The organism is Photobacterium sagamiensis (genome assembly GCF_050337085.1).
Lineage (GTDB): Bacteria > Pseudomonadota > Gammaproteobacteria > Enterobacterales > Vibrionaceae > Photobacterium > Photobacterium sagamiensis.
In genome coordinates this window covers 1-19,764 of record NZ_JAKJSP010000061.1, presented here as the reverse complement: position 1 = coordinate 19,764, position 19,764 = coordinate 1, and the positions used below count along the sequence as shown (strand labels likewise).

19 protein-coding genes and 2 pseudogenes are annotated in these 19,764 nt (G+C 42.9%); 15 read left to right on the top strand and 6 right to left on the bottom strand.

Annotated elements, in window-relative coordinates:
- Nucleotides 1-129 precede the first annotated feature (129 nt).
- Nucleotides 130-1,908, top strand: a complete 1,779-nt coding sequence (locus L4D76_RS23935; protein ID WP_428443372.1) for a choline/carnitine O-acyltransferase — start codon at nucleotides 130-132, stop codon at nucleotides 1,906-1,908.
- A 43-nt stretch (nucleotides 1,909-1,951) separates the two neighbouring features.
- On the opposite strand, the gene L4D76_RS23930 is transcribed toward L4D76_RS23935, so the two are convergent.
- Nucleotides 1,952-2,833 carry a LysR substrate-binding domain-containing protein gene (locus tag L4D76_RS23930; protein WP_428443371.1) on the bottom strand — a complete coding sequence of 294 codons (882 nt, stop codon included), beginning with the start codon at nucleotides 2,831-2,833 and terminating at the stop codon, nucleotides 1,952-1,954.
- A gap of 380 nt (nucleotides 2,834-3,213) precedes the next feature.
- Here L4D76_RS23930 and L4D76_RS23925 point away from each other — a divergent pair, with 380 nt between their 5' ends.
- The 3 genes from L4D76_RS23925 to L4D76_RS23915 all read left to right on the top strand — a co-directional run bounded on the left by L4D76_RS23925 (nucleotide 3,214) and on the right by L4D76_RS23915 (nucleotide 6,249).
- Nucleotides 3,214-3,516, top strand: coding sequence for a putative quinol monooxygenase (locus L4D76_RS23925; RefSeq protein ID WP_428443370.1), 303 nt, complete (start codon nucleotides 3,214-3,216; stop codon nucleotides 3,514-3,516).
- Between the two features lie 15 nt (nucleotides 3,517-3,531).
- Entirely contained in the window at nucleotides 3,532-4,515 is a 984-nt protein-coding gene (locus L4D76_RS23920) for a Gfo/Idh/MocA family protein (protein ID WP_428443393.1), read from the top strand.
- A 420-nt stretch (nucleotides 4,516-4,935) separates the two neighbouring features.
- Nucleotides 4,936-6,249, top strand: coding sequence for a malic enzyme-like NAD(P)-binding protein (locus tag L4D76_RS23915; RefSeq protein WP_428443369.1), 1,314 nt, complete (start codon nucleotides 4,936-4,938; stop codon nucleotides 6,247-6,249).
- A 252-nt stretch (nucleotides 6,250-6,501) separates the two neighbouring features.
- On the opposite strand, the gene L4D76_RS23910 is transcribed toward L4D76_RS23915, so the two are convergent.
- Nucleotides 6,502-7,497, bottom strand: coding sequence for a YdcF family protein (locus L4D76_RS23910; protein WP_428443368.1), 996 nt, complete (start codon nucleotides 7,495-7,497; stop codon nucleotides 6,502-6,504).
- A gap of 520 nt (nucleotides 7,498-8,017) precedes the next feature.
- Here L4D76_RS23910 and L4D76_RS23905 point away from each other — a divergent pair.
- Nucleotides 8,018-8,398, top strand: coding sequence for a hypothetical protein (locus tag L4D76_RS23905; protein ID WP_428443367.1), 381 nt, complete (start codon nucleotides 8,018-8,020; stop codon nucleotides 8,396-8,398).
- 145 nt (nucleotides 8,399-8,543) lie between these two features.
- On the opposite strand, the gene L4D76_RS23900 is transcribed toward L4D76_RS23905, so the two are convergent.
- Genes L4D76_RS23900 through L4D76_RS23890 form a run of 3 tightly spaced genes read right to left on the bottom strand, consistent with a single transcriptional unit; the run spans nucleotide 8,544 to nucleotide 11,973 of the window.
- Nucleotides 8,544-9,491 (bottom strand): PfkB family carbohydrate kinase, encoded by a 948-nt coding sequence (locus tag L4D76_RS23900; protein ID WP_428443366.1) that lies wholly within the window; start codon nucleotides 9,489-9,491, stop codon nucleotides 8,544-8,546.
- A gap of 15 nt (nucleotides 9,492-9,506) precedes the next feature.
- Entirely contained in the window at nucleotides 9,507-10,910 is a 1,404-nt protein-coding gene (locus L4D76_RS23895) for a purine-cytosine permease family protein (protein ID WP_428443365.1), read from the bottom strand.
- Nucleotides 10,897-11,973 carry an ADP-ribosylglycohydrolase family protein gene (locus L4D76_RS23890; RefSeq protein ID WP_428443364.1) on the bottom strand — a complete coding sequence of 359 codons (1,077 nt, stop codon included), beginning with the start codon at nucleotides 11,971-11,973 and terminating at the stop codon, nucleotides 10,897-10,899. The genes L4D76_RS23895 and L4D76_RS23890 overlap by 14 nt, the downstream gene beginning before the upstream one ends.
- Before the next feature lie 156 nt (nucleotides 11,974-12,129).
- Between L4D76_RS23890 and L4D76_RS23885 the strand changes: the two genes are divergently transcribed.
- From L4D76_RS23885 to L4D76_RS23840, 10 genes and pseudogenes are all read left to right on the top strand, one after another.
- Nucleotides 12,130-12,876 carry a GntR family transcriptional regulator gene (locus tag L4D76_RS23885; protein WP_428443363.1) on the top strand — a complete coding sequence of 249 codons (747 nt, stop codon included), beginning with the start codon at nucleotides 12,130-12,132 and terminating at the stop codon, nucleotides 12,874-12,876.
- Between the two features lie 239 nt (nucleotides 12,877-13,115).
- Nucleotides 13,116-13,343, top strand: a pseudogene (locus tag L4D76_RS23880) (IS6 family transposase); the annotation flags it as partial.
- A 684-nt stretch (nucleotides 13,344-14,027) separates the two neighbouring features.
- Nucleotides 14,028-14,513: a TetR/AcrR family transcriptional regulator gene (locus tag L4D76_RS23875; protein WP_428443362.1), complete on the top strand. Its 486-nt coding sequence runs from the start codon at nucleotides 14,028-14,030 to the stop codon at nucleotides 14,511-14,513.
- A 759-nt stretch (nucleotides 14,514-15,272) separates the two neighbouring features.
- Complete coding sequence (locus L4D76_RS23870; protein WP_428443361.1) at nucleotides 15,273-15,686, top strand: hypothetical protein; 414 nt, start codon at nucleotides 15,273-15,275, stop codon at nucleotides 15,684-15,686.
- A 3-nt stretch (nucleotides 15,687-15,689) separates the two neighbouring features.
- Nucleotides 15,690-15,827: a hypothetical protein gene (locus L4D76_RS23865; RefSeq protein WP_428443360.1), complete on the top strand. Its 138-nt coding sequence runs from the start codon at nucleotides 15,690-15,692 to the stop codon at nucleotides 15,825-15,827.
- Nucleotides 15,828-15,852: 25 nt separating this feature from the next.
- Entirely contained in the window at nucleotides 15,853-16,014 is a 162-nt protein-coding gene (locus L4D76_RS23860; RefSeq protein ID WP_428443359.1) for a hypothetical protein, read from the top strand.
- Complete coding sequence (locus L4D76_RS23855) at nucleotides 16,014-16,754, top strand: MipA/OmpV family protein (protein ID WP_428443358.1); 741 nt, start codon at nucleotides 16,014-16,016, stop codon at nucleotides 16,752-16,754. Before L4D76_RS23860 ends, L4D76_RS23855 begins: the two co-directional genes overlap by 1 nt.
- Nucleotides 16,755-16,861: 107 nt before the next feature.
- Entirely contained in the window at nucleotides 16,862-17,818 is a 957-nt protein-coding gene (gene leuO / locus L4D76_RS23850; protein WP_428443357.1) for a transcriptional regulator LeuO, read from the top strand.
- A gap of 371 nt (nucleotides 17,819-18,189) precedes the next feature.
- On the top strand, nucleotides 18,190-18,702 hold the full coding sequence (locus tag L4D76_RS23845; protein WP_428443356.1) for a hypothetical protein: 513 nt from the start codon (nucleotides 18,190-18,192) through the stop codon (nucleotides 18,700-18,702).
- 47 nt (nucleotides 18,703-18,749) lie between these two features.
- Nucleotides 18,750-19,547 (top strand): methyl-accepting chemotaxis protein, encoded by a 798-nt coding sequence (locus tag L4D76_RS23840; RefSeq protein ID WP_428443392.1) that lies wholly within the window; start codon nucleotides 18,750-18,752, stop codon nucleotides 19,545-19,547.
- Between the two features lie 43 nt (nucleotides 19,548-19,590).
- Here the strand turns inward: L4D76_RS23840 and L4D76_RS23835 are convergent.
- Nucleotides 19,591-19,764 (bottom strand): annotated as a pseudogene (locus L4D76_RS23835) (IS5/IS1182 family transposase); the annotation flags it as partial.

Here is a 19,764-nt window from a genome sequence, read left to right as displayed (position 1 = left end):
TAGGGCTTAGGCTTACCCGCGCGTTACCGAATAGGGTTACTTTGTATCTGCCGCCCAGCGGTGAGAATAATAGCGTTCAGCAAGACTCATTCTAAAAAAATAGACAGACCCCAAGGAATTAAAAAAACAATGGGAAACACATTTAGTTGTCAAAACGAGTTACCGATAATGCCGGTGCCAAGCTTAAATAAAACATGTCGTAAACTCATTGAATGGGCTGAGCCGTTATTAACGGACGAAGAGCGAGCCAGAACCAGAAAGGTGATTGAGCAGTTTCTGCAGTCTGGCGGAGAGGGAGAAGTATTACAAAATGAGCTGATTGAATGGGCTAACCGGCACGGTCACGCTAACTGGTCCGCGCCCGTCTGGCGAGCTCTTTATCTGGAATCCCGAGATCCTCTGGTGATTAACAGCAACGTTTTTTATTACCTGAAAAGTAAGCTTGATGAAAAGGCCTGTTCACAGGCAAATATTGCCGCCGCGCTTATTGTCAGCGTTTATAATTTTATCTCTTTGATTGATAAAAAAGAGCTCATTGTTGACATGCAAAAAGACATGCCGCTTTGCATGAATCAGTACAACAACCTTTTTTCCTCAACAAGAATAGCGCAGCAGGGGACGGATGAGTTCAAAGTTTCATCGTCCAGAAAGCATATTGTGGTAATGCATAATCAGCGCATATACAAGATTACTATTCTTGATGAGAAAGGAAGTATCAGATCGCCATCAGCGATTGAATCTGATCTTGATTGCATTCTTTCTATCTCAGGAAAAGGGCAAAACTTAGGCGTGCTAACCACAATGCAGCGAGATGCTTGGGCAGAAAGCAGGGCAGATTTGCTTCAGATCTCGGCTAATAATAGAGAAGCGATGTCAGCAATCGAAGAAGCTGCTTTTGCCTTGTGCCTGGATGAAAACAACCCGGAAGAGATAACCGAGGTATCAAAACAGTTACTTCATGGAGATGGCAAGGATCGCTTTTTCGATAAGTCGCTGCAATTTATCGTTTTCAAAAATGGTAAGACCGGGGTCAATTTCGAGCATACAGCGGTGGATGGCTCTGTTATGTTGCGCCTGATTGGATATCTCTATGACACGATTGATAAGGTTTCTTTTGATGAAAGGGGCGCTTCTGCACAGATAAAGGGATCGCTGGCCCCAAGAGCTGAAGAAATTGAGTTTGATTTAGATGATGCGCTGACGCAGACGATTCGTGCAGCAACGGATGCGTTTTGTCAACACACGGCCAATACCCAAACCAGGGTTTTGAATTTTACTCAGTTTGGTAAAAATCAGATCAAGCAATTTGGCGTGAGTCCCGATGCGTTCGTTCAGATGGCGTTACAATTGGCTGAACATAAGCTTTATGGAAAGTGCTACAGTGCCTATGAAGCAGTGATGACCAGAACGTTTCTTGACGGACGTATCGATGTTTTGTATACCGTTTCGCCCGAGTCGATGGCGTTTATTCAAAATATACGTGACCCCGATTGTAGCGATCAGGCTAAGATCGATTCACTCATTCAGGCGACACAAAAGCACATCGAAAGGGCAAACGAGTGCAGGTTTGGTCATGGGATTTACACCCATTTACTCGCCCTTAAATACTGTTATCAATCGGCTGGCCGTGACATCGGAATTGATACGCTTCCAGAAATATTTACCGATAAAGGATACCAGGCCCTGACTCACAGTGTGGTTTGTACCAGCACCACGTCAGAATATGGTGTTGAACTGGCGGGTTATGGTCCGATTGTCGATGACGGTTATGGGATCAGGTACTTTAAGCGAAATGATTCCATCTGCTTCAATATGACGAGTCGAACCGGAATGCAGGACAAACTCGAGCAGATGCGAATCTATATCGAGCAATCGCTGCTTGAAATGGCAGATTTGATGCGAAGCTGATATACCCAAACCACCTCAAGATACGAGATTCAGAGTTTCCGTTTCATGATTTGGTCATGGTAGACAAAACAAACTCAATGAAAACTCGTGTTTTGAGTGGTAACGCTTTGCTCTTATACAGGACATGGACCGGCGTTGGCGTCGGCACTTGATCGCGCAAAATTTCGATTAATTCCCCACGGTCTAATTCTTCAGAAAGTAACAAACGCGGCTGCAGTAATACTCCCGTTCCTTTCAGCGCTGCGACTTTTAAAGCCTGGCCACTATTTGAGGTCAGTCTCGTATGCTGTTTATCAAACGCCAAAGTATCAATGCGTAGCGCGAGGCTCGCTTGAATATCACGATAGCTAAACCCTAAACATTGATGCGTCACTAAATCATTCAGTGAAAGCGGTATTTGATGACTGGCAAGATAATCGGGGGATGCGCAAAACACCATCTCATAAACAGTAATTTGGCGGGCAATTAACGATGAACTGGCAAGATCACCGATACGAATCACAACATCCACTTGTTCATGCAGCGGATCGATCAAATCATTATCTAACGTAAGCTCGATATTGATATCAGGGTACTGCTGCAGAAAATCCGCCACTATCGGCGCAAGTACAATATTGCCGAACGTAACAGGGGAGTTAATACGCACCGTACCCTTTGGCTTATTTTCTAATGTTTGCAGGCTGTTTTCGGCTTCTGCAATATCATCCAGAATTCGCTTGCATTCAAGATAATAGATTTGCCCAGCTTCTGTCAGCGATTGCTTACGCGTGGTTCGATTCAACAGCCTTGTACCGAGGTGCGCTTCCAAAAACTTAATGTGTTTACCAATCATGGTTGAAGTGACAGCAAAATTGACCGCGGCACCAGAGAAACTGCCATGTTGCACCACATACACAAACACCTGCATACTCTTCAATTTATCCACATTAACAACCAATAGTTTATAAACAACAAACCAGATGGTAGTTTATCAACTGTGGGGATTCAATTATATTATACCCAAACTACTTCAAGATGCATGATTCAGAGCATCCTCTGGGAATTCAATTCAAGCGAAATGTGTGTAGGTATGGCATCCCCTTTCAAGCACATTTTGCGCGGAAGTGAGTTTCCAGAGGAGCTCCCAAGGGGCGAGTTTTAGTGGCTTTTATACTGCGTTAGCCATATTCCAAATAGAACCACTATTCGCTCATATGGCTGCCTTGCCTAAAAGCCACTGAATTCTCGCTGAGCATTACATCTTGAAGTGGTTTGGGTATACCACCCTACTATTTGATTGTTTCCCTACGTTAACTCGGAAAAATTATGTTTGAACAAGGCTTGTTTATTACAGCAGAACTACGCATCAAACCTGAAATCGATCTCGAAACGGCCATTGCTGCAATTCATTCCTTTTGTGAAGGGATGAATAGTGAAGAAGGATGCTCGATGGCTGTTCCACTGCAAGATAAAGAAAACCCTCGTCGCTTTATCTTCTGGGAACGTTATGAAGATAAAGCAGCCTTTGAACAACACTTTCAGGCGGAGCACACTCAACGCTTTATTCAATCAGGCTTAACGGATCTGGTTCAGGCATTTGAAACCCAACTAGTAACAGTGGAGAAATAAACAATGAAAAAGACACTGAATTGGGGAATTCTCGGCACCAGCTTTATTTCAGGCGTTATGGCTGATGCCATAGTTGAAGAAGGCAATACACGACTGTATTCAGTGGCCGGACGTTCGGAAGTACCGTTAACGGCATTCGCTGAAAAATACAGTATCGAAAAAACATATACCGATTTCGATGCCCTGATCAATGATGACAACGTTGATATTGTCTACATTGCGCTACCTAATCACCTTCATCATGATTTCGTGGTAAAAGCAGCCAATGCAGGTAAAGCGATTCTTTGCGAAAAATCGTTATCTATTGATATGGAAAAAACGGATGAGGCACTTGAAGCCGTTGCAAAGAATAACGTTTTCTTTGCGGAAGGCTTAATGTATCTCACTCATCCGTTTGCCAGCACGATCTGTGAAATTATTCGAGAAGGTGCAATTGGAGATATCCGTGCGATCAACGGTCAGTATTGTGCCTCTATTGCTCAATTTGTTAATCCAGATAGCAAGGGCGCACTTTATAATCTTGGCTGCTATCCCGCGTCTCTCATGCACCTTGTTATGCAGCAAGCGTTCGGAGACAGTGTTTTCGACAACTACCATATTGCAGCATCGGGGCGAGTTGGCGAAGATGGCAATATCTGCGAATCGGCCGCAACCATTCAATTTACTAACGGTATTAGCTGCCAGCTTCATACGGCGGAAGACTATGGCCTGCATGCGGGTTTTACGGTACTTGGCAGCAAAGGAAGTTTAGAGCTTGTATCTAACCCTTGGTTACCGGAAGGTGAAAAAAATCAATTGGTCATTACTGAATATGAACAGCAAAGCGAAACCGTAACGGTACCAGCTGACGGCAACGGATTCCTCTACCAGGTTAGATTAATTCGTAACGCCTTAGAGCAGGGTCAAAATTTCCTTCAACGCCCAGCGGCGACACCAAAAGATTCTCGTCAGATCATGAAAATACTGACGGATTGGGAAGCAGCAAGTCAAACGGCGTAAAACCGCTTGGCTAAAAGTGTCGTTCCAAGTTCCTGTAATTCTTTTTAAGCAAGAATTTGGGTTCTGTCGCATCTTGGTACTCAATAAATAGCCATTCATACAATTGCCACCCGTTTTGATGTACGGATGAAAAATGCTGAAGATATGTCTGTTAGGGAGCAATTTTACTCCCTAGAACTCTTTCACATAAATTATGAATAGTTGAAGCACCTAAACACGTCATCCCGGAATTGAGGAACGAGATATCCGGGATCCAGCTCTAGCGGCCTAATCGTATCTGGGGATTAGTGTATCTATATTTCAATTCCAAGATGTGACAGAACCGTATTTTTTTTAAATCTCATTAGTAAGCTCTCGCCAAATGTGGTATGCCTGGTAACGTATTGTTTTTATACCAAAACATCATAAACCGAGGTGGATATGCGCATTGTTGAAATATTATTAGTAGAAGCCCCACATAAACCTGGTTATATGGCCAAAGTTCTTGGTGTGATTGGTGAGTTTGGTGCAACGGTAGAAGGCTTAAATGCGGTTCGTCGTTTAGATAAAGACACAATTTGGGAGGTCACTCTAGAATATGATGATTCACTAAGCATTGAAGAATTATTTGAGCAAATCAATCTTCTTCCAGATACCTTTATAACCGGTAAATCAGATCGAGTTTTTAATCGTCATAAGCAAGGTAAGATTAAAACCGTATCGACCATTACTATAGATTCGTTAGAAATTTTAAGAGATGTTTACACTCCTGGCGTTGCCAGAGTTTGCCAAGCAATACAACAAACGCCGAGTAAAATAAAGGATTTTACCAACCTTCAAAATACTGTAGCTATAGTTACCAATGGTACCGCCATTTTAGGTTTAGGCGATATTGGCCCGGAAGCGGGTTTACCGGTAATGGAAGGTAAAGCCGCGATTCTGGCGGAAATAGTCGGTTTATCTGGCGTACCAATATTGTTAAAAGAAAAAGACCCGTTAAAAATTATTGAAATTGTTGAAGCCATTTCACCATCTTTTGGTGCTATTTTATTGGAAGACATAAAAGCGCCTGAATGCTTTACTATTGAAGATGAATTAATTAAGCGAGTAAATAAACCAGTTTTTCATGATGATCAACATGGAACAGCAATGGTGGTATTAGCAGCACTGTTATCTGCTACAAAGCAAACCCAGGTTAATTTAAAAGATCGTGTATTCGGCCAAATAGGTCTTGGTGCTGCAGGTATGGGCATTTGTAGCTTACTCTTAGATTATGGCGTAAAAGATGTTGTTGGTTGCGATCTAAGTGTTGATGCAGAAAAGAAACTTCGCAGTTTAGGCGGGAAGCCATTAAGTTTAGAAGAGGTTATGGCAACCGCCGATGTGGTAGTGGCCACCACCGGGGTGAAAGGCTTAATAAAACCAGAAATGGTTCGTGAAGGTCAAATCATCATGGCATTAACCAACCCTGATCCGGAAATTGAACCTAGTGTAGCTTTAGAAAATGGCGCACTATTTGCCACCTGCGGTAAAGTAGTGAATAACATGCTGGCCTTTCCTGGTTTATTTAAAGGTACACTAGATGCTGATGTTACAAAAATCACTCACCAAATGAAAATTGCCGTTTCAGAAACCTTGTCGGCACTGGCGAAAAATGGTGCTTTAGTGCCGGCGTCCTTAAATAAGGATGCGCATAACAAAGTGGCTGAAGCTGTATATCAAGCTGCGATAAAACAAAAGAACGAATATCTTTAATTATAGCTTTGTTGAAACGCTCAGATAATGTTCAATTTTTCTATACACATTGAATTCACTTATTATAGACGGCCTTTCATTCCGGTGACCTAAGGTGATAACAAAGAGTTACAGGGTATCAAGCTAGGCTTTCAGCGTAAAAGCCGCAGACGCAGTCTGCATGAGCCTTGTAAGCTAATCAGAGGCGAGGTGTGCGCGGTTAAAGGTTGGTATGTAGAGAATTAGCCCCGACCATGCCGGGGCTGTATGTTGTTACTTATCTAAAGCTAAAAAGTCGTCATGCTGGAATAATCCGTAAGCACGACCACGATCACGGTAGCTTGCCGCACGCTCTACGATCATCCGCTTCGCGTAGTCGTGACCGATTTTGTCACTCTCGCCAGCTACGCCGACAACATCAACGTTAACGCCTTGCTGATCTAACACGCCGTCAATGATTAGCGCTGAACGTCTAAGGTGATACTCAACAGTTACAAGCAATAGACGATCAAGTTTCTGCTCTTTTAGGTACGGCATGATATTGATCGCGTTACCTACTGTGTCACGCGCTTGATCTTCCATTACGATTCGGTCAGCATCAACGCCGTTTTTCACTAGCCAGTTTTTCATAGCCTGTGATTCAGTCATGCTTGTGTAAATAGCCCCGCCAGTGACGAAAATTGGCGATTTAGGGAACGCGTTCGCTAGTTCAAGCGTGCGGTTTAGCGTGTTCTGTAGTCGTGGCTGTGGCGTGCCGTCTGGGTTCGCTGGCGAGCCTAGCGCTAGAATGCCTAAGCCGTCAGGTGATACGTCAGGCGCTTCTTTGTAAACTGGCTTTTCCCATAGAGCATCAACAGCCGTTACAACATCTTTCATCGCTTTAGCTGCGTTAGGCTTTGCAATGCTCATTGTCTGGTATGCGGCGTCATAACCCTGTAAGCCTGTGCCTTTGCTATAGATGGCTTTCATGTATAGCGCTTGTGCGTCTGTTGGCTGTTGAGCAAGGATTGAGTCGGCATGGTGAATGATTGTTGTGAAATCATCTTTGTTAGTGCCGATAAGCATCCCCATTCTGTGAGCGTCTAGGTTAGCCGGGTCTTTTGCTACGATAGCGTCAACAAGGTTTAGACCTTCTTGAAATTGACGCGTTTTGAAGTCTTCAACAACCGGGGCCAATGTTGCGTCTTTTGCGTAAGTGTCAACGCTACCAGCGAGGACAGAAGCGGAGAAAGTTGCAGTAATAACAGCCGCAAGAATTAGCTTTTTCATGTTGTGTCTTTCCTGTTTATAGAGTTTCGTTAAAAGCCCCCTCAACCAGTGAGGGTGCATGTATCTTATTTGCTTACATCAATCTGGCGGTCAGTGCCGGGTACAGAAATGTCTTTCTTTGCCTTAAAACTCGTATTAGCGGACAGTGTACGTTATATCTGGATCTCGATCTATTTTTTATGCTTGCTTTTTACTATATCAAACAGGGTTTTGTATTTAATTTATATAACTTTATAGCTATTAATGTGACAACAAAGGCACCGCGGTCGCAGGTATGCACAGATAGATAAATGCAGGGGCCTGGTAACGAAAGATATGGTTTTGATTGGTGTAGCAAGGGCGCTAATCAAGGGAAGGGGACATAGGTAAGGCACAACTCCACCGTAAAACCGTATATGTCGTTTGTGTATAAGGTGATGAATTGCTTTTAATTTGTATTTTGCTTATTAGTGAAAATCAAGCAAATATATTAATCATGAATTTTAAGTTTCGCTTTTAATTACTGCATTAGTCAGTTTGATTGTCGCAAAAAAACACTTTTACAATTAGCCATGAAGACTTTGCAAACACACATGGCGTAATGCCAATAGATGCCCAAGATATTTTACTGCTTGCTAAGCTGGGACTTTATACACAGTCGATTAAGCTGACCGATGATCTAGTTGCTGAACAGGGTTATAAAAGCCGGCAGGTGTGGTGGATTGTGGAATATTCCGAATCAAAGCATTCGGTGACATTGACTTTTAGAGAGCTAGCTATGGAATTTATTGAGTTCATGGCATCTGATGACGTAGATAGTGAAGTCAGGAAAAACATAATCGACATCCTACAACTCAAAAAAGAGGGCTTTGTCGCAAAGCTATGTAGAAGTATAAGTGTATTAATTTTCAGATACAATTAGGCTGCTAGCGCGTAAAACTGCTCCCAAACAGATAAGCCTTCAGGATTGTCGAGCTGCCCATTTTTAATTATCGAGCGGAAGTTTTCTTTGGTTAAAATTCAAGCAAAGTATGCTCCCGCCCAGATATTCTACCTCTAATCCTTTTTTATTTTTGCTGTATGTTATTAAATTCTTCGAGTTCCAGCTTCGTTGGAGCACCGTCAGCGCCTTGTGTTGCGACAACCATAGCTGCAACCATATTTCCTAACCGCACACAGTCTTCAAGTGACCAGCCTGACGAAAGTCCCGCCAGCACACCACCGCAGTGACTATCACCAGCGGCGATAGTGTCTACAACCTCAACTTTATATGGAGGGATGTTGACAGGCTTGCAGTTAGGTTCAATCGCCCATGCACCTTGCTTGTCGAGACGATATACAAGGCTTACGCCTTTGTCGCTAGAGAAAGCTTTTGCGTCACTTACTGTGGCATCAGATTTCTTGATTAGCACTTTAAGCTCGTCTCTATTGACCGTTAGGATTGGCTGCTTGAGAAGTAGCTTATCGACAAATGACGTCTCGATATCGCCAAGGCGAGGTCCGAAATCGACAAATATTTTGGTCGAATCATCTAATCCTAGTAGCCAGTTTTTTAGCGGTTCGCTTTCTTTATCAACTAGCTCGTAGCCAGATACGTAAACAATTGAACCGCTATTGACGTTGAGCTTGTTTAATAGCGCTTGACTCCAATACTGTTCGCAGCCTTCTACCGTGATAAAGGTGCGTTCTTTATCGGGTTCTACAATGGCTAAACACCATCCGTTATCCACACTGTCGTTGTACAAAACAGGCTCAATGCCTTCTTGCTGCATAGCTTTTTTTGCCGCTTCACCCCAGGAGCCATTTCCTACAGGGATACCGTTGATTATGTTTACCCCTAAGCGAGACAAAGAACGCGCAACGTTAAAAGCACAGCCGCCAATTTGTCTGGATTGTTCGCTTGCTATCTCATCGCCACCGCTCGCTGGCAGTTTATTCATTTCAAGAATGATGTCGCCAAATGCTGCTCCTATCACAGCAATAGGCGTTGTTTGGTTTAGTTGATTCAAGTCCAAAATAAGCCCCTCTATTTACTTGGAAAATATGCGATGTGCAATCAGACTTACGAAAAATGAGACAAATAAGCCTAAGCTAGAGTCGGCAAAGATACCTACCGCAAATGGACCGTCGATGAATCCCGTATTTGTCACAAGCAAGCCAGAAACCGCACCTGCTAACCAACAACCCAAAGTATTTTTGTTGATGCCAGTGTCGCCATATAGGTCTTCAAACTTGTAGCCGTTGTCTTTGTGGCGGGTGTAGTAATCGTTAATGAAGATTGCAGCCCATGCAGCAAGGAATACGCCACAGAATACTAGGAACGAGATGAATGGCCCTAAGAAGTCGCCTGAGACAAACAATACGTAGATAGCAACGCCAAGAACTAAGAAAGCATCAATGGCAATAGCTGTACGTTGTTTTAATTTAACGCCAATAGTAAGAAGGTTTAGGCTCGCAGAGTATAGGCTAAGAACTGCGATGGTAACGATGCCTGCAACAGCCGCTAGAAGGTATGGAATTGCCATCCAAGTCGGTAGTAGCTTACCAATGGCCGCGATTGGGTTTTCGTGAGAAGCCAAATCTGGGATTTGAGCAGTTAGCAGAATGCCGGCGGTAATCAGCAGGAATAGAGGCAGTGCTGCACCACCAACAACGGATGCGAAAATGCCTTTGTTGCTAGACGTTCTAGATTGGTCGCGACTGTAGTCTGCACCAGCAATAGCCCAGCTAATACCAGTACCAGCAGCAATGATAGATACCGCAGGCAAGAACCCTGTTAGCCAATCACCATGTGGAAGTGCCATGATTGCAGCCCAATCAGAGGTTGCTAGCAAGTAAACAACAACAATCAATGTCATGATGCCAAATGTGCGAGTTATCCACTCTTGCATCTTCAGAACAAAGTTTTGCCCCAAGATGCTGACAACAACCGTTAAGCCACCAAACAGAACCAAAGACACAACGGTAATGAATGTTGACTCTTCAAAGCCTAACGCTGCAAAAAGAGCAGATAAGGTCAGTGTGCCAGTGATGATGTTGACGGCTTCCCATCCCATTAAGTTCATCCAGCAGAATGACGTAGGCGCGATGTTGCCCTTCTTACCAAAACTAGCTCTAGATAGAGTTAGCGTGGTTGTGCTACCCACTTTACCAGCAATACTTGTTATGCCCACTAGAGAAAAAGAGGCAATACCAACAATAGCTGCGAGTATTGACTGAAAAAATGAGAGGCCGAATGAAACAATGATTGCGCCATAAACTACCCCCAGTACTCCTATATTCGCTGCACACCAAACGAAGAATAACTCCGACGGTGATTTTGTTTTTTGGTCTTCTGGCACAATATCAATGCCAAGATCGTTAATTGATGTAGAGTCTGCATTCGAGCCTGCGTCTATACCGCTGGATATGGAGCTTGTGTTATCGGTTTTCATTGTTTTCACCCTTTTTATTAAGTCTGTACTCAGTCAATTTGCCTGCATATAGGTTGAAATTTGTATTATTTACTTCCTCGATTAGCGATATGCTGTCTGTAGGGAAAGCCTGAATGCCGTGAATTGCGCCACATATAGCAGTTGCCATTGCGCCAATGGTATCAGTGTCTCCACCTAAGTTTGCTGCCAGTTCTGCACACAGGAGGGGGTCTGTATCTGAAGCTTCAACCAGCGCAATTGCCGCTGGAATCGATTCAATAATATCCATCCCTGAACCTACTTGTTCATATACGACTTTAACAACATCCTCTTTATATTCTTTGGATGCTTCATCGCGCTGTTTTTTTAACTCAGCAATTAAATCCATAGCGTAATTAATTCTGTAGCCCAGTAGGGGACTAAAAGTAGACTGATATTTCTCTTGCGCTAAATTGGATACTTCGCAAAGCTCTCCTTTTATGCTGTCCCAATGGAAACCATCAATTGCGCGACTAATACACCATGCGATAGCGGTAGCCCCTGCAATAGCAATGTCGGATTTGTGAGTAGCGATACATGAAAGGCGAACGCTATTAATAAATTGGTCTAAGTCGTCTGATTTAAGAAGACAGCCAACTGGCGAGATTCGCATGGCTGAACCATTGGTAACGCCATTGGATTCAATTTCTTCAATCTCAATACCTTTCGCTATGTCATTGAGTGTCTTTTTGGACGTAGGACCCAAAATATTTTTATTGAACGCATCGATATCATTTGCCCATTTGATTATGTGCTTAGCAATAATCTTCGGGTCGATTTCCCCATCAGCCTCAATAACAGCCTCAACTAAGGCGATAGCCTGACTAGTGTCATCTGTGTACTGTCCTTTCGCGAACTCATTGGCCGCTATATTTTCTTCAGGCCCAACTAGGAAACTATCAATCCAGCCAAAATAGTTTTCTACTCTGCTTTTAGTCCAAAGCTCTGATGGCATGCCTAGAGCATCGCCATAGGCCTGGCCGAATAAGCATCCCTGGATTCGGCTAAGTGCAGCGCTATTGTCATTAACTGCGGTTTTAGTCATGTTGTGTCACCATAAGAATTGAATTGCTGTAGCTAGTATAAGTCCAGTTCAAGTCCAGCTCAAGTCCAGTGGGGCGATTTTGTAGTCCAGTGTGACACCTCGCACGTTTTTTGTTACTCTTCACCTAGATTCAAAAACAACCTAGAATTTTGACAAATGACGAGCAAAGACTTAGTAACCGCGATTAAAGAAAACCTAAGCGAAAACTCTTTAACGCCTAAATATATTCAATTGAAAGAAAGTCTTGAGCGTGTGATTCAAAAAAGAATCATTGCTAATGGCGCGGTATTACCTTCAGAAAGAAAGCTTGCGCAAGAGTTGAATGTGTCCAGAGTTACTATTGTGAAAGTGCTCGATGAGCTGAGAAAATCTGGCTTGGTAATTAAAAAGCAAGGCAAGGGTACAACGGTAAACTTCCCTCTGGACTACAACTTGTCTGGTGGCGGATTTTCATCTCAGTTACAAAGTCAGGGTAAGTTGTCGAATCGTTGGATTAGTAGAGAGCTTATTCAGGGCGATGAAAATATCCGACAAGAGATAGAAGTGGATGAAGGAAGCAAAGTAGCTAAGGTAAAAAGAGTTCGTTTAGCTGATGATATTCCTGTTTCTATCGAAACCATGTTTATAGCACCTGTGTACTTGCCTCGGCCTGAGCTGCTTGAAGGGTCGCTTTACAACTATTGGAATCAGCAAGGCATCAAACCTTGCACTCAAGAGTATGAAATAAATGTGCACCAGTTAACTCAAGAAGAAGCCGATATGCTAGAAATTGAGGTGAGTGAGCCTGCATTAAAAATTATACTGAAAAGTCTTAATAAGGAAGGAAACGTACTAGAGTATGGATATGCGATATGTCGTAGTGCTAGTTACAACTTTAAGTTTAAAGTTCAGTTAAGTGGATAACTTGCATATTTTCATCCATCGAGATCACCCATTAACATTGATGGAGATCGCCTAATAACACTCAACCAGATCACCGAATAACATCGATGGAGATCACTTTTGACCCAAAATGTTATTGAACGATCTGCATCAATGTTATTTGTTTGATGCTGAGTACTTCCCTCTGTAGGTGGGTCTGTTACAAAAAATTCAACCAAGGCTCAGAATCCCTTCTTTTCCCTCTCTAATCTAGCGACTTAATGACCAACCCAGAATTCAAATGGAAACACTTTGTTTGGTGCCTTCGTTGGTATGGTTCGACACCAATGAGTTACGCCAACCTCAGCGACATGCTGGTAGAGCGAGGGATTTCGGTTAATCGCTCGACCATTTATCGTTGGTTCATTGAATATGCCCCGACATTACGCAAGAAGTTACGTCGCCATCAATTCATCCGGACAGACTCATCGTGGCAGATTCAATTCACCACTGGTATGGATAGCTCGCTTTTTTGCTGCGAACATATTGGCCGCTATCTCTGCATCCTCTAAAGATCCGTATCGATGGGGGCCAAACCACTTGGTTGATTCCACCTTTTCGCCATCTTCATACCAGCGAACAACAAAAGATGTGTACTCAATAATGCTGTTGCAACTTGTTTTGACTCGTTGAGTTCTTTTGGCGACGGTGACAGAGGAATTAAGAACGCGCATATGGGGTAACTTCCTCTCTAATCATCACCCAACGACGCAGGCCCCAAAGCTCAATACTTATCTTGTTTCCCCAGACACAAGCAGCCGAAAAAAGGTTTGAATACTGGCCTGGTGAAAATCGTCTATCTTGATAACCGTCTTCTTTGCTGAGTTCCGAGACTAGTCCGTTTAAAGTACTGTTTATTGTTGAGTCTTTTATTACTCTGTACATGTAATGTCCTAACTGTAAACCTATTCCCTTTCCTCGGTGGCCACTGTCCACCCATTAAGCTTGAGGCGATAGTTTTTATTTTGCTTTAGGTGTCAAAATGAATGACCCCCCGAAATTATTTATTAAACTTGATGCTTATTTGCAGCAGCGGAAGTACCTGAAATTTTTGTAAAAGCTGGTAATACCGCCTGATTGGAAATATAATCATAGCTCAAATAACTGTCACTGACCACTATATGGCGGGCAATATGCCAAGAGTAAGCCAAGCTGAAGCCGCGAAAACACGACAAAAAATAATTGAGGTTGCGTTTGATATCATCATGAATGAAGGGTTTGAAAACTTTACGTTCAGCAAGGTAACAAAAAGAGTCGGAATAACCCGCTCAGGTATAAATGCTCACTTCAAGCTAAAGTCTGATTTGCTGGCTGAACTTACGCCGCTATTTTCAGCGATAATCAGTAAGCCATTAATATTTTCATCACCGGAGCTATTCTTTACCTCATGGGTGTATGCAATCAACAACAACAATGAATTCATTAAGGCGATAGTGAATGCAGAGCCAGTCATACCAAAAAGCAGCGGGCTTAACAGACTATTAAGCAAGATTAAAGGCGATAGTAAGGAAGTCGAGTGTTGTATTTATATGAGTATTGGCTATGCAGTTATGAACTTGCCAAACGCAGAGACACTCAATGCCACAAGAACAGACGATACTAAATCGTCTGATAGGTGAGTTCAATAAGTTAGGATCGGATTATACGGCCTACTTTTTTGGAAGTTATCAAGCGATCCTCTGGACGCGATTTTATGTCCCATCCTGAGATAAGTTGACACTTTGCAGGCTTATCTATAAGCATTCAACATATAACCTGCAGTAACCACTATTCGTAGTAATAATGGCCAGTTATTGCTGGTATTTTTCTTATCCTGCATTGTTTGTCGATATGTACAACCGTAAAGTTATTTATCCATTACACTCTGACTTAATGGTTGGCGTCTGTTATTTGTTGATTTAAATTAGTTTGTTTCGGACGAGAGTGTGCAACACCGGTGACTGAAGGTGAGTGATATTTCGCTGAGTAAGTCTTTGATTTGCAACTCGGAATCGCTACAGGCCACACTCCGTTTATAACGTAACGCTTCAAACTGACAATCGAATGTCAATAGTCGTCAGCTGGCTAGTAAGTCACTGATTTTTATTTGCATAGTATTATTGGTGAACATGGAAGCCGTTCTCGTGAAACATAAAGTGCTATGCACTTTGCACTACAAAATACATGCAAAGTGGACGACAAGATGTCTGTCATTATGGGCTGAACTTACACAAAGAAGAGATGTTAGATGTAAAAATAGATGTCGCTGACCTTTATTTTTTGGCGGTAACCCATTACCATGCACATCCTTGAACAGAACAGAACAGAACAGAACAGAACAGAACAGGTAGGCGAAATTTACATCCTGAACAACATTTGGCCTTAAGTGGATTAATGATATGAGAAGCAAACCAGACAAAAGCGGCATGATATTTATCGGCATTCTTGTTTTTTTAGGCACCGCAAAAACAATCATCGACGTTATGAGCGGTGGATTGGCCAATGCGCTAAATGCTGGCGCTCTTTTGTTGCTTCTGATGGGCGCTGTCATCGTTATTACGTATATCTTCAAGATGGCAAAGTATAGCGTAAGGGGTGTAGTGAAAAATGAAATTAGCACCGTTGCAAAGTACGCAAAGCTTGTTTCTGGTTTTACCGACGGAGAGCTTAATGACTGGCACCACGACTACAAGCTAATGAAACGTGGCTACTTTGTCGATATCCCTGCAGAGGTGTGGCCAGATGATTATCGCCTTTTCTACGACATTGTTGATATTGAGTTTAACCAGCGCGACAAAATTAATGAGAAATAACACATGGAACTTAAAGCAGTAGCAATTGTTCTGGCAGCAGCACTTGTAGCACCTCAGGCATTAGCTAAACCTGCTCGTTCAATCGGCAAAATATACGCCCAGGCTGTTATGTGCAGTGCTCTTAGAGATAAATGGCTTTAGTAAGAAATAATCAGGACAAGAAACAATGAAAAAACTAGTCATCGCAATTGCTGCTGTTATTGCTCTTTCTGGCTGCTCAACAAGAGACGCTCAATTACAGAATCTAGACAGTTACGAAGAAACCCCAATGAACGTTAAGGTTTTACAAACTTTCCAAATGGCACGTACAGCAGGCGGTATGATTTAATGAAAAAATTAGCAGTATTAGCGGCCATCGCGCTATCAACAGCACCAACCGCAAACGCAGGTGAGTTCTCTTTAGGCTTAGTCACCTCGTATTCCCCTGCAGTTTACAAGGGCCTGGATTCAGATGTTGTTCCGTTCCCGATGATTGGTTACGAAGGAAAGCACCTTTACTTAAGAGGCACTGGCGGTGGTATCCGCTTACGCCCTGCAGGTTCCCCGTTCAACGTGATTGGTTTTCTTCAGTATGACCCAAGAACGCTGAGGCCTGGTGATTCAGATGATTTGGATATTCAAAAGCTCGATGAGCGAGAGCCTGGTGTGTTGGGTGGTGTCACCTTACAGGCTGTCAACCAGGCTGGTGTATTTCAGTTCTCGGTTGGTAGTGACGTTACTGGCGACCATTACGGGCTCTACTCTGAAGTTACCTGGAAGAAGCCTTTCATCAATGGCCGTTATGGGTTAATCCCCGAGGTTGGTTACGCATATAACAGCGACAAGCTCAATAACCACCTATACGGAGTATCTAGCGCTGAAGCAGAGAGAACCCGATTTGACGCTTTTGATGCTGGTTGGAGTGGGAAGTTGTTTGTTGGTGCCAGTTCGTACATGCACATAACAAAGAAGATCCGCATTACCGGCTCGCTACGATACACAAAGCTTGATGATGAACTGGCAAATAGCCCAATCGTTAAAACTGAAAATGCTTTATCTGGAACGCTTGGCGTTGCCTATGTCTTCTAAGGGCGCTGGATTAAATAAGAACAAGATTTCGGTTCTTTAATTCAGCAATGGCATAACGGATGCACCGTACCACTACACCCCCAGAAAAATTCATTTAGAGGCAACATATGACACATAGAAGCTCTTCTATTCACCCTGCTGATGGTTACAAGGTGGAGTCAAATTTAAGAAGTGTCGACCTTAATTTACTGACTGTATTTGATGCGGTTATGCAAGAGCAAAACATCACCCGAGCAGCGCAAAACCTGGGTATGTCTCAACCTGCTGTAAGTAATTCTGTCGCTCGTTTAAAGGTGATGTTTAATGATGAACTCTTCATTCGTCATGGTCGTGGTATTCAGCCAACGCAACGTGCTAAGCAGTTGTTTGGTCCTTTACGCCAGGCATTACAACTGGTGAAGAGTGAACTGCCATCGTCGATCTTCTCGCCAGAAACCTCAACTCGTACCTTTAAGCTGGCAATTTGCAGCCCGTTGGATATGCGTTTTGCACCTCGCATACTTCGTAATGTAACAGAGCAGGCGCCGAATTTATGTATGCAGCTTGAAGCAAAATTTGATGCTGAGCTAACGCAAAAAATGTATTACCAGGAAATTGATTTTGTTATCGACTACGTTCGCTTTGATGAACCCGGTTTTTGCAGCACTGAATTATTCAGTGATGAACTGGTCGTAATTGCGGCAGATAATCATCCTCGGATCGGTGACGCTATTTCTGAAGCTATGTTTGACTTAGAAAAGCATGCGGTATTAAAGTCGATGCCGGGTTTAAATATGTTTGCTGATGATATTTACAACCAGCATATCTCATATCAGGAAGCATATCAGGGGGCTAGCCTGAGTAATATCATGTATGTGGTTGGTCAATCTGAATTGGTTGCTGTAGCGCCTCGCTGGCTAGCGGAATCTGTTGCGGCAAACCTGCAGTTAAAAGTGCTGCCTTTACCGTTTGAATCGGCTTCTATCCGTGGTTATCTGAGCTGGCATGAATCTTCGCAGAAAGATAAAGGCATTATCTGGATGCGCGATCAGCTGCTAACCATCTGTGGTGATTCATCGTTCTGATTTCTTAGAAGCCGGCGTCAGTCGGCTTTTTCGGCGATTGATGATTTAAAGTACATACGAAAAGGTGATTCATACAACATTTGGTCGTTACGGATTACATTCGGCTTAAGGTCATTAGCTTTCGCTGTTTTGATAATGCTCCCCCCCTCAAATCCAAGCCTAGCTTTGAATTGAAATGGTCAGGAGTACACATTCCGTCACGATATTAATCTTAACAACAAATCGCTATGTGCCGATTGGCGTTCTTGGGTTTCATATTGCCGCACCGAATCAGCTAAAACGAACGCAATTCACTAATTAAACGGGGCGCTATTGTTTTCTTCTTGCGGACGTCGTCGTTAGCTGCCGTTAGAGTAACGGTTCTTTAACAATTGGAAATTGAACACGCTAAACAAAATCTGTTTAAGCGATCCTTTTTTTTGGGGGGGGTCTTTGTCTGGCTTTTAAATGTTGAATATGTAGGAAGAAACAATATGCAAGATAATGATTTAATTTTTCATGGCGCTTTTATTAACGGCAAATGGTTCACACAGGAAACCATGTCTAAAGAACTTAAAAAAATAACGTGGGGCAGTATCGGTGGCAACACTGGCGGTGTTAGCTACGGTGTTAGCTACGGTTTTGAGTCTGGTTATCAGCTTAAGCACGGAAACCACAAAGTCATAACATTAGGTTCGCTTTATATTGGCAATACTGGCAGGACAAAGCTAACGCTTGAGATTTGTTTCGGCCTTGAGTCCGAGCGTTTCTTTGTGGGTAGCACAGTTGACGCAATGAACCTAGTGCAGCTATACGGCCTTGAGTATGTAGCTATGTTAAACGTTGACATAATCGAAGAAATGACAAGGGCAGAAGAACTAGCGACTGCAAATAATAATCAGTGAGCTTTATAAGTACGACCCAGGTTTGAAAGCGGTGACTTGCCGTTGGGATTTTTCTAGTTATCACCATCTTAAACATTCTATATCGACCAATACTCACACTTAAAGAGGTGGTACTGGATTTATCGAAAGGTAATGGCGATCTAACCCGACGCTTGCCTGTAACCAGTGATGATGATTTAGGTCAAATTTCAGAAGGAATTAATGTCTTTATCCAAAACCTGCAAACTTTGATGTTAGAAGTCTCGCAGAGCTCTGAGCACATTTCTACGAGTGTCGACCAACTTAAAAATCAAACAGAAGCAAACAGCAATGTATTAAAGGATCACACCAAGGAAACCGTGCAAATTGTTGCCGCTGTTGAGGAAATGAGTGCGACTGCAAATGATGTAGCGCAGAACGCATCTGAGGCATCACAGTCCACTGATAATACAAACTCTCAAGTTATTAGCTCTAAAAGCGTTGTAACCAGCGCTACAACAACGGTTTCTCAGCTCGTTGAGGATGTTGAAAATACATCTACCAGCATTGCGGAAATTGAACAAACGTTAAATAAGTTGCTTAATGGCTCAAATGCAGCCATATCTGCAATGAATTCCACTAAATCAACATGTGAAAGAACAGTGGAAAATACGTCTATGGTGGCGAATGACCTCGATGCTATCGCTCACTCAGTGGTGCACATTAATGACTTAAATATGCAGATTGCTACAGCAGCCGAACAGCAAAGCACTGTTGCAGATGAAATTACACGTAACATGACCTCCATTCATGAAATTGTCGGTGAGTTATCTGCGAATGGAGAAGCTACAACAAACGAAACTATCAATCTTGCGGGGCGTTGTTGATCAAATCAGTTTCTAAGCGGATCTAGTTCTAATTAGCCGCATGCTATGCAATAGCTTTTCTTTCAGGCATACCTAGTCTTATGACTTTGTTTATAGCTTTTACATTGGCTAGGGCTTCGCCAACTTGACCGTTGTAACTACGGAGTGTCAATGTACCGTTGGTTAGTCCTTTGTATCTCGACATGGCAGTTTCTGAGAGCGATCTAAAATGATACCC

Excerpts from the sequence above, each read along its gene's own strand:
- L4D76_RS23875 (WP_428443362.1), top strand. The coding sequence starts at position 14,028 with ATGCCAAGAGTAAGCCAAGCTGAAGCCGCGAAAACACGACAAAAAATA.
- leuO (WP_428443357.1), top strand. The coding sequence starts at position 16,862 with ATGACACATAGAAGCTCTTCTATTCACCCTGCTGATGGTTACAAGGTG.
- L4D76_RS23910 (WP_428443368.1), bottom strand. The coding sequence starts at position 7,497 with ATGAAAAAGCTAATTCTTGCGGCTGTTATTACTGCAACTTTCTCCGCT.
- L4D76_RS23935 (WP_428443372.1), top strand. The coding sequence starts at position 130 with ATGGGAAACACATTTAGTTGTCAAAACGAGTTACCGATAATGCCGGTG.
- L4D76_RS23870 (WP_428443361.1), top strand. The coding sequence starts at position 15,273 with ATGAGAAGCAAACCAGACAAAAGCGGCATGATATTTATCGGCATTCTT.
- L4D76_RS23925 (WP_428443370.1), top strand. The coding sequence starts at position 3,214 with ATGTTTGAACAAGGCTTGTTTATTACAGCAGAACTACGCATCAAACCT.
- L4D76_RS23855 (WP_428443358.1), top strand. The coding sequence starts at position 16,014 with ATGAAAAAATTAGCAGTATTAGCGGCCATCGCGCTATCAACAGCACCA.
- L4D76_RS23860 (WP_428443359.1), top strand. The coding sequence starts at position 15,853 with ATGAAAAAACTAGTCATCGCAATTGCTGCTGTTATTGCTCTTTCTGGC.
- L4D76_RS23885 (WP_428443363.1), top strand. The coding sequence starts at position 12,130 with ATGACGAGCAAAGACTTAGTAACCGCGATTAAAGAAAACCTAAGCGAA.
- L4D76_RS23865 (WP_428443360.1), top strand. The coding sequence starts at position 15,690 with ATGGAACTTAAAGCAGTAGCAATTGTTCTGGCAGCAGCACTTGTAGCA.
- L4D76_RS23915 (WP_428443369.1), top strand. The coding sequence starts at position 4,936 with ATGCGCATTGTTGAAATATTATTAGTAGAAGCCCCACATAAACCTGGT.
- L4D76_RS23890 (WP_428443364.1), bottom strand. The coding sequence starts at position 11,973 with ATGACTAAAACCGCAGTTAATGACAATAGCGCTGCACTTAGCCGAATC.
- L4D76_RS23895 (WP_428443365.1), bottom strand. The coding sequence starts at position 10,910 with ATGAAAACCGATAACACAAGCTCCATATCCAGCGGTATAGACGCAGGC.